Genomic DNA, 12,031 nt, shown 5'->3' with positions numbered 1-12,031 from the left:
TCCGCGGTCGTCATACGGCTCTGCTCCCAGATCTGAATCGCCTGATCCAGATCAGCGTCACGAAATTCGCGCAGTCGCCATACCGGCATACACACCTCCAACCGCCATCGAAGGGTGGGTGGACCGAAGCGCTCCTCCCAGTAAACACCGGCCGCACCTGTGAGCAAGCCATTCTCTGAACTCCGCCGGGCAGGCGGATCGGCGCCTCCGCGAGCGGTGGCAACGATGCCGCCGTCAGCAGCAAACCACTGGCGCGACGGAGCTGGGTGATCGGCTGCTCCCGCCCCGGCGGCGTCGAGTCGTTCGCGACCACGCTGCCGAACCACTCGACGTAACACCCGCTGAACGCGAACTGCTCACATCTCGGGGCGGCCAATCCGGCTTCGCACACCGATCAGCGTCAAGGAAGTTGCAGGTCAGAGGCATACACCAGGTTGGGAATATGGGTCAGCTCCCCCTCCGGACACAATTCGCAGCGGTTCTACCTGCTGTTATTTGATGTCCACATTGACACCTTGTGGCATCGTCGCAGGTCGGAAGCGTGGGGGTCCAAGTCCGTCCCGGACACCACTAAGGCCGCGTTCCGCTCCATCGCGGCCCCTCTCATCAGCCGCACCGCCGCCACGACAGTCGCACCCCGCGAGACACGGCGCAGGGCAGCAGCCGGTGCAGCGGCCGCCTCCGCCGCTCTACCTCTGGGCATTCACGCCGCCGAGTCCGAAGCGGATCGGACAGCGAGCCGACGGTTGGTGGCAGTGGTGCAGGTGCTGAGTTCGTCGCGCACGTCGACCAACGCGTCGATGCCCGCACCCTCGGCTTTGGCGATGATCGCTTCGAAATCCTTGACGGCGTCGGCAGCTGCTCTGGCCGGTGACATCTCCTTACCCAAGCGGGTGATCACCTGCTTCTGCTGTTTTGCGCCACCTCCAGCTCATTGGCTTACCGCCGCAGCGAATCAGCCTGGCTCTGAATCCCCCTGAGTTCGGTGCTCACCTCCGCCACCTCATCACTCGGCGTATACACCTGCATCCACACATGTGGCAACGACGGCAGCGACATGCTCGTCAAGAACATCTCCAACTCCCCCACCGCTAAATTGCGGATCTGCTTCGTGTGCGCGCCGGTCGGCTTCGGCTGCTGGCCCACGTGGCCGGCAGCACATCAAGGTGCGGGTCCGAAGGGAGCATGTGTCTCGGTGGGGGCGGCGAACTTTCGCACGGCCACAGCTGCTGCGTTGTATCCGCTCATCCCGTGCGCTCCCGGCCCTGGTGGGACGGCGGCCGAGCAGATGAACATCCGGTCCGCTATATGGTAGGGGCGCAGGGTGATGCGTGGTCCGCCGAAGAGCAGTTGGCGAATGTTCTTGTCGCCGGTGAGGATGTCCCCGGCCACATAGTTGGGGTTGTATGCCTGCATGGCGGTGGGGCCGACCACGGTGGTCGCGACGATGCGGTCCCGGAACCCGGGTGCGAACCGCTCGACCGCGTCGAGCAGTACGTCGGTGGCGTCCTCCGAATATCCTTGTGGCACATGAGCATACAGATCAATGGGGTGTACGTTTCCGCGTGATCGTGTGGGGTCGGCGAGGTACTGCTGTCCGACCACGATGAAGGGCCGGTCGGGAAGCCGGCCTCGATGGATTGCGCGTTCAGCACGGACCACGTCGGCGCCGCTGCCGCAGACGTGCAGGCTTCCCGCTTTTCGGGCGTGGGGGTTGGTCCACGGAATGCCGCCCTCGACGGCCAGACTGACCTTGTAGGCGGCGGGCCCGTGCCGGAATCGCCGGTACGCCTGGGAGACCCGCGACGGTAGCCGGTCACCGGCGATGTCGGCGATCGCGGCCGGGGCGAGATCGAATATCACGAGGTCGGCCGGCGGCAGTTGGTCGAGCGACTCGACCCAGAGGCCGGTCACGATCTTTCCACCCAGATCTGTCAATGCGGCCGCCATGGCGTCCGCGATTGCGCGCGAGCCGCCCACCGCGACCGGCCACCCGTAGCGGTGGCCGGCGGTGGTGATGCCGAGACCGATTGCCGCGGACAGGATCCGGTGCTGTGGTTGCCAGCCGTGCGCCATATTCCCGACGAACAGCGCCCGTCCCTGCTCGGTCCGGAACAACCGTGCGAGTGCGGCGGCGGGGATCAGGGTCGGGATGCCGAATCGCGCCAACCGCAGCGGATGTGACGGTATCCGCAGGAGCGGTTGCATAAAATCGGTCGCCAGCAGCTCGTATCCAGCGGAGGGGCCGGCGAACAGGCGGCGCCAGATCGAGCCGTCGGCGCCGAGGCCCGCGGCGGTCTCTTCGACGGACCGGTACAGCACTCCTGCTGTTCCGTCGTCGAGCGGATGCAGGCAGTCGATTTCCGGCCACGCCCATTCCAATCCGTATCGGGCCGCATCGATTCCGGTCAAGAATGGCGACCCGACGGCCATGGGGTGGGCCATCGCGCAGTGGTCGTGCAGCAGACCGGGGAGGGTGAGCTCGCCGGAGCGGGTGCCGCCGCCGATGGTGGCGGCACCCTCGAGCACGGTGACGTCGACGCCGTGCTGGGCCAGCGTGACGGCTGCGGCCAGTCCGTTCGGCCCGGCGCCGACCACGATCGCCGTGGTCATCGCACACGCGCCGGGGGCACCCGGGTGTCGTCGCGGCGGAGAGGATGGACCGGGAACAGATCGCCCGGCTCCGGCCACGGCTGGCGGGCCAGCATGTCCTCGACCAGCACGTAGCCCTCCTCGATGACTCCGGTCCTGGCATCGATGATGCGATATGCCTGGCGTTGCCGGTGGATTGGCTGGGATTCGAGGACGACGATGCGCAGCTCGCCTTCCGCGAACTGGCAGCGACGCTGCAGCGCTGCCAGCAACTGTTCGTTGTGCAGATGCCCTTCACCGAAGTTCCAGCCCAGCAGCGGGCCGGCGACAATCTCTCCATCGCGGATGGCGTAGTCGGCTTCGTTGTCGACGGCTCGTGTGATCAGACCGTTGAGCGCCCGGCCGTGGGTGTGCATCGATCGCCAGCCCATCCCGCTCTGGATCAGGATGTCGGCGATCTCGGGGCCGTACAGCTTGGTCAACTGGGTGACCGGCAGCGCGGCGCTCTTGGTCACCTGCTGCTCGAGCTTCAGCTCGGCGTCCCCGCGGAAACACCAGGCGCTGGTGGCCCAGTTGCCGGCGTAGTAGCGCATCGACGTCAGGAACGAAACCCATTGCGGCCGAACATGTCCAAGGATGACAACGAGTGCGGAGAACAGCATGAGCGCGAGCACCAGCGGAGATCGAAGCCCCGAGACATGGATGGAACCGTAGTGTCCGAACAGGTAGAACAAGCTGAAGATGAAGAAGATGTTCCATTCCAGCGGTACGCCCATCGGCACGGTGGAGATGATGTGCAGGTGGAAGACCGCCATGAAGATGATCGCCGCCCAGGTCAGCGGGCCGCCGTGGCCGAGGAAGACCAGGTAGGCGGGAACCAGGTATTCCACAATGGTGCCGCCGTGGGCCAGCAGGGCCGGGATCCGTGACGGGCGCAGGTCCTGCGGCGGGTTGCGGTACATCTTGCGCTTCAGCCATTTGATCCGCATGACCGGGCTGTTGCTCATCATGACTGCTACCACATGCCCGAAGTGATGGTTGAGCTTGGAGGTGGCCGCACCCCACCACAGTGCCAACATGACCAGCTTGAATCCGATCACCATATCGGCGAACGGGACGAAGAACATCATCAGCATCAACAGGTAGTGCTCGGGGCGGGCGGCCAGAAACACCGTCTTGTCCCGCAACCCCAGCGCGACGAGGGCTACGACCAGAGCGCCGACGACCGTGTGATCGAGCAGGCCTACGTGACTGCCGGCTACCGGCGCGGCGCCATGACCGGGGGCGAGTAACCCCCATATTCCGGATCCGAGGACGACCGCATACAGCGCGACGTCGATGATGCCGCGCTCGTCACCACCGGTGAACGGCACCTTCCCCGGCCACGGGGGCAGGCGCAGGGTGCCGGGGCGCAGGAAATACACCAGCCCGCCGATCGGCGGCAGGAACCGCATGGTGAGCGGCCCGAACCCACACCCGAACCCGAGGATTTCGAACAGCAGGGTCCACACGACCAGTTTCTGGTAGACGATCGGCTCGGTCCACCATGAGGTGATGTCGGTGAGCGCTCCAAGTCCAGGGGTCAGCGAGATTACCGCTGCGGCGCCGAGGACGTACAGGGCGCACTTGACGATGTAGAGCAGGTAGATGGCATAAGGGGTGCCGAAGCCGTGCTCGACCCAGTGTTCCGCGACGGTGCGGAGCCGTTCGCCGCGCGGACGGGTCTTCCATTCGGCGTAGTCGATGTTCGGAAGATCGGGTTTCGTGAATCCCATGGCAGATGTCTTTCGAGATGGAACGGAGGGGAGTCAGAGGCGCGTTTCGACCGAGCGGGCGCGCAGAGTCCGCTTGTCGATCTTCCCGACGGGGTTCTTCGGGATCTCGTCGACGGTCACGATCAGTTCGGGAAGCTTGTAGCCGGCCAAGGACTTCCGGAGAAGATCGAGCATCTGTTCCGGCTCGACCGCGATGCCATCGCGATAGGACACGAAGGCGATGGGTACTTCGCCGTAGACAGGGTGCGCTCGCCCGATCACGGCGGCCTCGAGTACCTGTGGGTGGGTGTACATCGCGGACTCGATCTCCTTGGGATAGATGTTCTCTCCGCCGCGGATGATCATGTCCTTGATGCGGTCGACGAGGGTGAGGTAGCCGTCGGCGTCGATGCGACCGACGTCTCCCGTGTGCAGCCAGCCATCGACGATCACCTTCGCCGTCTCCTCGGGCCGACCCAAATATCCCCGCATCACGGTCGGGCCTTTGATCACGACCTCGCCCACCGACCCCGCACTGAGGAAGTTACCGTCGCTGTCGACGACGGCGATCTCCTGACCAGGCAGCGCGATACCGACGGTGCCGGGTTTGCGGACACCGTCGAGCGGATTGCCCGTGCTCGCGCACGTGCCCTCCGACAGGCCATAGCCTTCGTAGATCGGGATCCCGTAGCGTTCCTCGAACCGGTCGAGCAGTTCGACAGGCATCGGAGCCGCACCGCAGAGGGCGAATCGGACCCAGGTGGTGTCGGGCCGGATCTCGGCCGGCAGTGCCGACAGCATGGCGTAGATGGCCGGCACCGCAGAGAAATAGGTCGGCCTGGCCGCCTCGACCCTTTCGAAAAAGGTTCGTGGCGAGAACCGGCCAGCGACGGTGGTCTGGCCACCGGCCAGCAGCGGCGACAGCACGCTGACCACGATGCCGTTGACGTGGAACAGCGGCAGAATCAGCAGACTGTGGTCGTCAGCGGTCAGCTGCATGCCCGCGACCATCGTCTCGGCCATCGCCATGATGTTCGCGTGCGTCAACTCGACGCCCTTGGGGCGTCCGGTGGTACCGCTGGTGTAGATGATCAACGCCAGCGCATCGTTCGAGAACTCGGTCGCCTCCACGCCACCGACGCGGCCTTCGTGCCGATCCAGCTCCGGCACCGAAAGCCGCTGCGGTGCATTGTTCTCACCGGACTCGCCGTCATCAGCGCAGACCAGTACGCGAGCGCGGGAATCGGTCAGCTGATATATCACTTCGGCCGGGGTCAGCGACGGGGCGATCGGCGTCGCCGCGGCACCCAGCCGCCAGGCCGCGAACAATGCCACGATCAATTCGAGCCGGTTGGGCAGCATCACGGCGACAACATCGCCCACACCGATCCCGGCCTTCGACAACCGATCGGCGTACTTCTGCACGAGATCGAGGAACTCGGCGTTGGTGATCCGCCCAAGGTTGTCGTCGGCAAGACAGGGGTCGGCGGGGAAGTTCCCGGCGCGTACATCCGGAAGGGCGGCGAAGTGCATGTCGATCTCCTTGCTGACGCAGCAACTCACTTGCGTGAACGCCACGTTAAGAAGGCGATGTGACCTGGACCATATAGCGGGCGCATGAAGAAATCCGGCGAGATCGTGCGCGCCGCACGACGACGGCTCAGCCACCCATGGGCTGCAGCACCGTCGACCCCAGCCATCTGCAGGCCAGCAGGGCGACCTCGACGTCCAGCCGTCCCTCCCGCAGCGAATGCCCCAGTACCGCTTCCGCCTTGCGGATCCGGTACTGGACGGTATTGCGGTGCAGTACCAGCCGCTCGGCTGTTGTCTGGAAGCTGCCGTTGGTCTCCAGGAAGACACGCGCCGTCTCGCGGAGCTGTGCCGTGGCATCGTCGTCACGCGCCAGCGACCCAAGGACTTCGCTGATCCATGCCCGCGTGGCGGGCAGATCCGAGCACATCAACGCGATCGGCCCGATCTGTGCCGACCAGGACACCGACGCACGCTGCGGTGCCGGTGCGGACATCGCCACCACCTGCGCTTGTATCGCCTGGCGATGGGTCAGTCGGAAGCCCTCCAGCCCGGCGGCAGGTCTGCCCACCGCCACCCATGTCGCCCTCGGCGTGCTCACCGCGCCGGGATCCATTTCCAGTTCCGGTTGCGGGAGCCACGCCCACATGGTCGATTCGTCGGCCGGGATCAGCAAGGGCTGTCCTTGGCAGGACAACTGATCGGCGATGGTCGTCACCACTTGTTTGGCCGCACGCAGTTGATCGGCACCCGCGTCGGACCAGACAACCAGGCCCAAGTGGGTTCGGTCGAGCCGATATCCGAGCGTCCGCTCGCTGTCACCCGGGTCGACACGCTGTTCGGACAGGATCGAGCGCACCCGAGCCGTGCGGACGGCCATCTGGTTCTGCAGCCACCGGTCCCGCTCGTCCTGGTAGGCGGTCACGACTTGTTGGGAGACCCGATCGATATAGGTGAACGAGCGGTCGGTCATTTCGGCCACCGCCGCTGTGACCAGGTCGAGGTCGTTCGTCGCGGCGGTGATCTCACCGAGCAGGTGGTCGTTGAACAGTCGCTGCCCGATGCGGTACGCCCGCAGCAGTGCGGCGATCGAGGTGCCGCGCTGGGCCATGCGACGGGCGTACTCCAACGCCTCCGCCGGCGCATCGATCTCGTCGATGTCCAGCCCCAGTTCGTAGATGTGGAACGCGATCACGACGTTGCCGGTGACGCTGGCACGCAGCAATGACTCCACCCGGCTGTCGCCGCGCAACTCCGGCTCGATCTGGAGCATCTGCTCCGTCAGCTGTTCGGACAAGGCCAGCGCATGTCGACCGAGTCCTCCTGCGATCCTCGCAAGCAGTTGTGCGGCGTCGCTCTGCCTGTTCACGATCGGGCGAGCCCGGGGGGATTCGACCTCCGATTGCCTACGACCCGTAGCGCAAGGTCTGCGTAGTCACCGATGTCCTCCGGTGACCAGGAACGACCCTCGTGATACCAGCGCGCGATATCTATCCCCAGCGAAAGCAGGGCGGTTGCGGCCATGTGGGTATTCGGGTTCTCGAACACCCCGGTATCGACACATCGCTCGATCAAGCTCGGGACCTCGCCTTCGATCGCGCGCCGGGTTTCCTTGCTGACCCCGGCGATCGAAATGATGTCGCGGGTCGTCGAGCCGTGGAAGCCGTGCTCAGCGAAAGCAACCACCGCCGCGTCGAGCAGCCGCGCGCGGGTCTGGTCCGCGCGCGAGCGGTCCGCTGTATCGGTCACCTGGACAGTATGGCTCTACACAGCCAGCACGAGTTTGCCGGTGTTGGCACCGGTGAACAGCATGTTCAAGGTTCACCGAAACAGGCGACACCGCCGTCCTCGACATGTTCCCTGCTCTTGATCCTGGCCTCGGCCAGCCAATTGCAGATCTCCGAGACCGCCTCACCATAACGATCCGCATAGTCGAAATAGACGTCGATTCCGTCTGGAGCGACCTCCCGCAACCACTGCAGGACGTTCTCCTTCCGACAGTCGATAGCCGCGTCGAAGCCGAGTTCCTCGGTCAGCATCCGACATTTCTCTGTGCCGCCCGCGACCCCGAGCACGTTCGCGCCCTTGATCTTTGCGATCTCGGCGATGCTGCCGACAGCACCCGCAGCCGCGGAAACCACCACCGTTTCTCCGGCCTGCAACCCATCGACGTCGAGGAAACCGAAATAGGCTGTCATCCCTGGCATTCCGAGCGTACCCAACCAGGTCGGGCCGTCGCCGTACTCAAATCGACCTTCTGCACCCCCGGCCGTTATGGATCACGTATGCGGGCACGCCGAAATTACCGCTGACGGCGTCGCCGACGGCGAAGTCGCGTGTTGTCCCATGTGTTGACACTGGAGGCTAAGTAGATTAGCTTTTGAGCTATCAACATTAGCTTCAAGCTCTACGGGAGTTCGACATGACCGAGTACCTGACCATCGACGGTGGACAGATCGCCTACGACGTGACCGGCGACGGTCCGCTGGTTGTGCTGTCGCCTGGCATCGGCGACCGGCGGCAGGCATACCGGTTGCTTGCGCCGAAGCTGGTCGCCGCCGGCTACCGGGTCGCGGCGGCGGACCTGCGTGGACATGGGGAATCCAGCATGAACTGGAAGTCGCACGACGGCAGCGACGCCATCTCGCGCACCGACGTCGCCGGCGACCTGCTCGCCCTGATCCGCCACCTCGGTGGTCCCGCGGTCATCATCGGCCACTCCATCTCCGGCGGCGCCGCCACCGTCGCCGCCGCGCAGGAGCCCGAACTCGTCAACGGCATTATCGAACTCAACCCGTTCACCAAGACCCAGTCCTTCGCCGTGGGAGCGATGTTCACGGTTTCGCGTTACCGCAAGGGAATGACGCGGCTGATGGCCGCCATGATCTTCAAGAGCCTCGGGCTGTGGATGAGCTACCTGAACGTCGCCTACCCGATCAAGCCTGCCGACTACGACCAGTACATGGCCGAGCTGTCGGCGAAGCTGCGCGAACCCGGTCGGTTCGCGGAGTTCCTGAAGACCGGCAAGTCCACACCGGCCGATGCCGAAGCGCAGCTGCCCAACATCAGCAGCCCTGCCCTGATCATCATGGGTACCGAGGACCCCGACTTCCCGGACCCGAAGGCCGAGGGAGACGCCGTCGTGGCGCTCATGCCCGCGGGCCTCGGCACCGTCGAGCTGTCGGAAGGCTCCGGACACTACCCGCACGCGGATTCGCCCGACCGGGTGGCCGAACTTGCGCTGAAGTTCCTCGCGGAGCGGGCGCGTGCCTAGGGTCGGACTGACCAAAGCCGACGTCGTCCGTGCGGGTGCGCAGCTCGCCGACGACGTCGGCTACGGCAATCTGGCGATGGGGCCGCTAGCCGAAAAGCTCGGCGTCCGAACACCTTCCCTCTATAAGCACGTCGCCAACCTGGCCGACCTGCAGCACGGCATCGCCGCGCTGGCCATGACCGAACTCGACAGCGCGATCCGCGACGGGATGCACGGTCTGTCCGGCCGAGAGGCATTGGCGGCCTTCGCGCGCGCGTTCCGGGCATATGTGGTCGCGCACCCCGGCCGGTACGCCGCCACTGTCGGGGCCGAGTTCACCGGCCCCGACGATCCGCTGCTGAAATCCAGTACCCGCGTGCTCGATTCGATGGTCGCGGTGCTGCGCGGTTACGAGATTCCCGACGACGAGATGGATCACGCGCTGCGCACGCTGCGCAGCACGTTCCACGGTTTCGCGTCCCTGCAAGCGTCGCGCGGTTTCCAGTGGACCGGCGACCCGGAAGTCAGCTTCGACTGGATGATCCGCTTCATCGACCGTGGGCTGCGTACGGGCCGCGAATCGTAACCGTGGATCAGAGTCGCGCCCGTACTGCTCGGTGAGGATCCCAGCGATATCGCCAAGATATGGGACAAACTCATGTGGGCGGGCGCCTCGGTTGGTCGCAGCGGGCTGTCGGTGCAGGCGATCGCCGCTTTCGATGTCGCTCTGTGGGATCTCGAGGCCAAACGCGCCGGGTTGCCGCTGGCGAAACTGCTGGGTGCACACCGTGATTCGGTGCGCTGCTACAACACCTCGGGCGGATTCCTGCACGCACCCATCGAAGAAGTCCTCGACCGCGCGACCGCATCGCTGGAACACGGCATCGGCGGCATCAAAATCAAGGTCGGACACCCCGACCACGCGGTGGATCTCGCGAGGCTCACCGCAGTACGCGAGAAACTCGGGGACCGCGTGCCGTTGATGGTCGACGCCAACCAGCAGTGGGACCGTCAATCACCGCTACGCGACCGCCCCGTCTTCATCATGCAACTTAATATGCAATTGACAATTGAACGGCAAATTGAGTTGCACTAGTCTGAGTGCACCCGACCCGGGCCTGCGCGCGACACGAATCGACCGCAACAACCCCAGAGCGCAGGGTGATGACCAGGACGACGGCGTCGGCCACAGCGAGAAAGAGGCAGTCGGAACCGTGACCAGCGCCGAGGAAGTACCGTTCGCCGCTGTCGATGCACCCGATGAGACAGACGGCGCCGAGACGACGACAGAGACGACCACACCCCCAGACCGACGCGCGCCGTCGCGCAACGGCCGCCCACTGCTGTCGGTCCCATGGCATCCCGGCCAGCCAGGTCGCCCAGAACCCGGCCCACCGACCTCACCACCAGGCACTTCCCCCGCATCCGTCGGTCCATCAGCCACATCCCCCACACCGGGCACGACTGCGTCGCCACCGAGCGCGGCAGCGCCACCTACCATCGGTCACCCAGCCAGGACACCTGGCTCACCCGAAACCGCCGCCTCACCCACTCGCCCCGCATCACGAAACAGATCAGGGCAACATCACGAGGCGACAGCAGACCCTTCGCTTCCCACCAAAATGGTCGAGGCGATCCTCCCGACCCTCGCATCGGCATTGGCCGCACTGGCAGGCCCTAAAACCACCGCGGCACCGACCACCCCCGCCGGCAGTGCACCCACGACGGCTCCGAACACCCAGCAAGCGCTACAGACCCTGCGGCAACTGGCGGCGATGTACGGACCCGGGGACGATGGCGCTCCGCATACCCAACTCGCCGCCGATTCCAGCGGCCATGCCGGAGCCGGAGAAACTGCCAAAGCGTACCGACTCCGGCAGGTATACCACCGGCATCTCGCGCAGGCATTCAACACGATCGACAACGAACTAGCCGCATGTATCCACCAACTCGCCGGCCGGAACCACGTGGACCACAAAACCCTCCTCCGGATACTCCGGGAAGTCGATGTGGGGCTGGCCGAGCTGGGCCCGGCCGCATTCACGCGCGACGGTTATCACCGAGTCGAGAAGATCTTGGACACCGCCCTGCGCCGCTCCCGCGCCATCGTCCACGCCAGCGGAGCGCACTCCACTGTGACCGCCCAAACCATCCACCAACTCACCAATCAATACCTGCGCACCCTGGCCGGTATGCCAACACGACAAAGCGGCACGCGCGGCCAATCCTCGAGCATCGACAATGTCCTCAACCTTGCCCAGCAGGAACTCAGACTCGGCGTCCACGAAATCAACGGCAACAATCACGTGAACCGGCCCTACAACATCGACGGACCCTGGTGTGCAGCGTTCGCCACCTGGGTCTGGCAACAAGCCGGCATCCACGTCAACTGGACCGGCAAAAACTACGTCCCCACCGTCTGGTCCGACGCCCAACGCATGGGCCTCGCCGCGAACGCATCCACCGCCCGCCCCGGGGACCTCATCGTCTTCCCCGGCCAGAAACACATCGGACTCGTCATCGCACGCAACGGCAACACCATCACCACTATCGAAGGCAACTCGGGCGATGCGGTCCGCCGGCACACCTACAGCAGCCCCGCCGGCTTCGTCGGCGTCGTCCACCCGCCCCGATAATGCACCAAGGCAGTCAACGACTGAGGCGCCGTCCGTCAAAAGGGCGTCCAGGTCGGCAGTCGCACGTCAGACGCATGATCTCCCGCGACGGTAACCCCACCAGCGTGGGACAGGCCATCGCCCACTATGGGCGCGTCTTCAAGACACATCCTGCGCCTGGCCGACGACGAACCTGAATCCCCTGTAAGTGTTGGTGGTGGCTGGCCTGGGGCCGGCTGGCAGGGTGGTGCTGGTTCTTCAGACCGCGGTGTGACTCGTGAATCTCC

At 65.2% G+C, this 12,031-nt stretch carries 12 protein-coding genes; 4 read left to right on the top strand and 8 right to left on the bottom strand.

All coding sequences use genetic code 11. The features are described 5' to 3' along the window. Window positions 1-703 precede the first annotated feature (703 nt). The 8 genes from ACZ60G_RS43765 to ACZ60G_RS43730 all read right to left on the bottom strand — a co-directional run bounded on the left by ACZ60G_RS43765 (window position 704) and on the right by ACZ60G_RS43730 (window position 8,074). Entirely contained in the window at window positions 704-901 is a 198-nt protein-coding gene (locus tag ACZ60G_RS43765) for a hypothetical protein (RefSeq protein WP_465818288.1), read from the bottom strand. A gap of 38 nt (window positions 902-939) precedes the next feature. Beyond that, complete coding sequence (locus ACZ60G_RS43760; protein WP_465818287.1) at window positions 940-1,146, bottom strand: hypothetical protein; 207 nt, start codon at window positions 1,144-1,146, stop codon at window positions 940-942. 15 nt (window positions 1,147-1,161) lie between these two features. After that, window positions 1,162-2,613: a phytoene desaturase family protein gene (locus ACZ60G_RS43755; RefSeq protein WP_465818285.1), complete on the bottom strand. Its 1,452-nt coding sequence runs from the start codon at window positions 2,611-2,613 to the stop codon at window positions 1,162-1,164. Then, window positions 2,610-4,367, bottom strand: a complete 1,758-nt coding sequence (locus ACZ60G_RS43750) for a DUF3556 domain-containing protein (RefSeq protein ID WP_465818283.1) — start codon at window positions 4,365-4,367, stop codon at window positions 2,610-2,612. Before ACZ60G_RS43750 ends, ACZ60G_RS43755 begins: the two co-directional genes overlap by 4 nt. A 33-nt stretch (window positions 4,368-4,400) precedes the next feature. Continuing rightward, entirely contained in the window at window positions 4,401-5,879 is a 1,479-nt protein-coding gene (locus tag ACZ60G_RS43745; RefSeq protein WP_465818281.1) for a class I adenylate-forming enzyme family protein, read from the bottom strand. 127 nt (window positions 5,880-6,006) lie between these two features. Continuing rightward, window positions 6,007-7,245 carry a PucR family transcriptional regulator gene (locus tag ACZ60G_RS43740; RefSeq protein WP_465818279.1) on the bottom strand — a complete coding sequence of 413 codons (1,239 nt, stop codon included), beginning with the start codon at window positions 7,243-7,245 and terminating at the stop codon, window positions 6,007-6,009. Then, complete coding sequence (locus tag ACZ60G_RS43735) at window positions 7,242-7,625, bottom strand: TetR/AcrR family transcriptional regulator (protein ID WP_465818277.1); 384 nt, start codon at window positions 7,623-7,625, stop codon at window positions 7,242-7,244. The genes ACZ60G_RS43740 and ACZ60G_RS43735 overlap by 4 nt, the downstream gene beginning before the upstream one ends. 65 nt (window positions 7,626-7,690) lie before the next feature. After that, complete coding sequence (locus ACZ60G_RS43730; protein ID WP_465818275.1) at window positions 7,691-8,074, bottom strand: zinc-binding dehydrogenase; 384 nt, start codon at window positions 8,072-8,074, stop codon at window positions 7,691-7,693. Between the two features lie 224 nt (window positions 8,075-8,298). On the opposite strand from ACZ60G_RS43730, the gene ACZ60G_RS43725 reads away from it, so the two are divergent. From ACZ60G_RS43725 to ACZ60G_RS43710, 4 genes are all read left to right on the top strand, one after another. Continuing rightward, window positions 8,299-9,150, top strand: a complete 852-nt coding sequence (locus tag ACZ60G_RS43725; RefSeq protein WP_465818273.1) for an alpha/beta fold hydrolase — start codon at window positions 8,299-8,301, stop codon at window positions 9,148-9,150. Further along, on the top strand, window positions 9,143-9,715 hold the full coding sequence (locus ACZ60G_RS43720) for a TetR/AcrR family transcriptional regulator (RefSeq protein WP_465818271.1): 573 nt from the start codon (window positions 9,143-9,145) through the stop codon (window positions 9,713-9,715). The genes ACZ60G_RS43725 and ACZ60G_RS43720 overlap by 8 nt, the downstream gene beginning before the upstream one ends. A 72-nt stretch (window positions 9,716-9,787) precedes the next feature. Beyond that, complete coding sequence (locus ACZ60G_RS43715; RefSeq protein WP_465818269.1) at window positions 9,788-10,225, top strand: enolase C-terminal domain-like protein; 438 nt, start codon at window positions 9,788-9,790, stop codon at window positions 10,223-10,225. Between the two features lie 526 nt (window positions 10,226-10,751). Further along, the gene (locus ACZ60G_RS43710) at window positions 10,752-11,765 is read left to right on the top strand and encodes a DUF4226 domain-containing protein (RefSeq protein ID WP_465818268.1); all 1,014 of its coding nucleotides are present in this window, start codon (window positions 10,752-10,754) and stop codon (window positions 11,763-11,765) included. Window positions 11,766-12,031: the final 266 nt, after the last annotated feature.

Source organism: Nocardia sp. NPDC102475, assembly GCF_055584605.1.
This window is presented reverse-complemented; position numbering and strand designations above follow the sequence as displayed.

Bases quoted from the DNA above. Each gene is read 5' to 3' on its own strand.
- ACZ60G_RS43715 (WP_465818269.1), top strand. From the start codon at position 9,788: ATGTGGGCGGGCGCCTCGGTTGGTCGCAGCGGGCTGTCGGTGCAGGCG.
- ACZ60G_RS43750 (WP_465818283.1), bottom strand. From the start codon at position 4,367: ATGGGATTCACGAAACCCGATCTTCCGAACATCGACTACGCCGAATGG.
- ACZ60G_RS43730 (WP_465818275.1), bottom strand. From the start codon at position 8,074: ATGACAGCCTATTTCGGTTTCCTCGACGTCGATGGGTTGCAGGCCGGA.
- ACZ60G_RS43745 (WP_465818281.1), bottom strand. From the start codon at position 5,879: ATGCACTTCGCCGCCCTTCCGGATGTACGCGCCGGGAACTTCCCCGCC.
- ACZ60G_RS43725 (WP_465818273.1), top strand. From the start codon at position 8,299: ATGACCGAGTACCTGACCATCGACGGTGGACAGATCGCCTACGACGTG.
- ACZ60G_RS43755 (WP_465818285.1), bottom strand. From the start codon at position 2,613: ATGACCACGGCGATCGTGGTCGGCGCCGGGCCGAACGGACTGGCCGCA.
- ACZ60G_RS43710 (WP_465818268.1), top strand. From the start codon at position 10,752: ATGGTCGAGGCGATCCTCCCGACCCTCGCATCGGCATTGGCCGCACTG.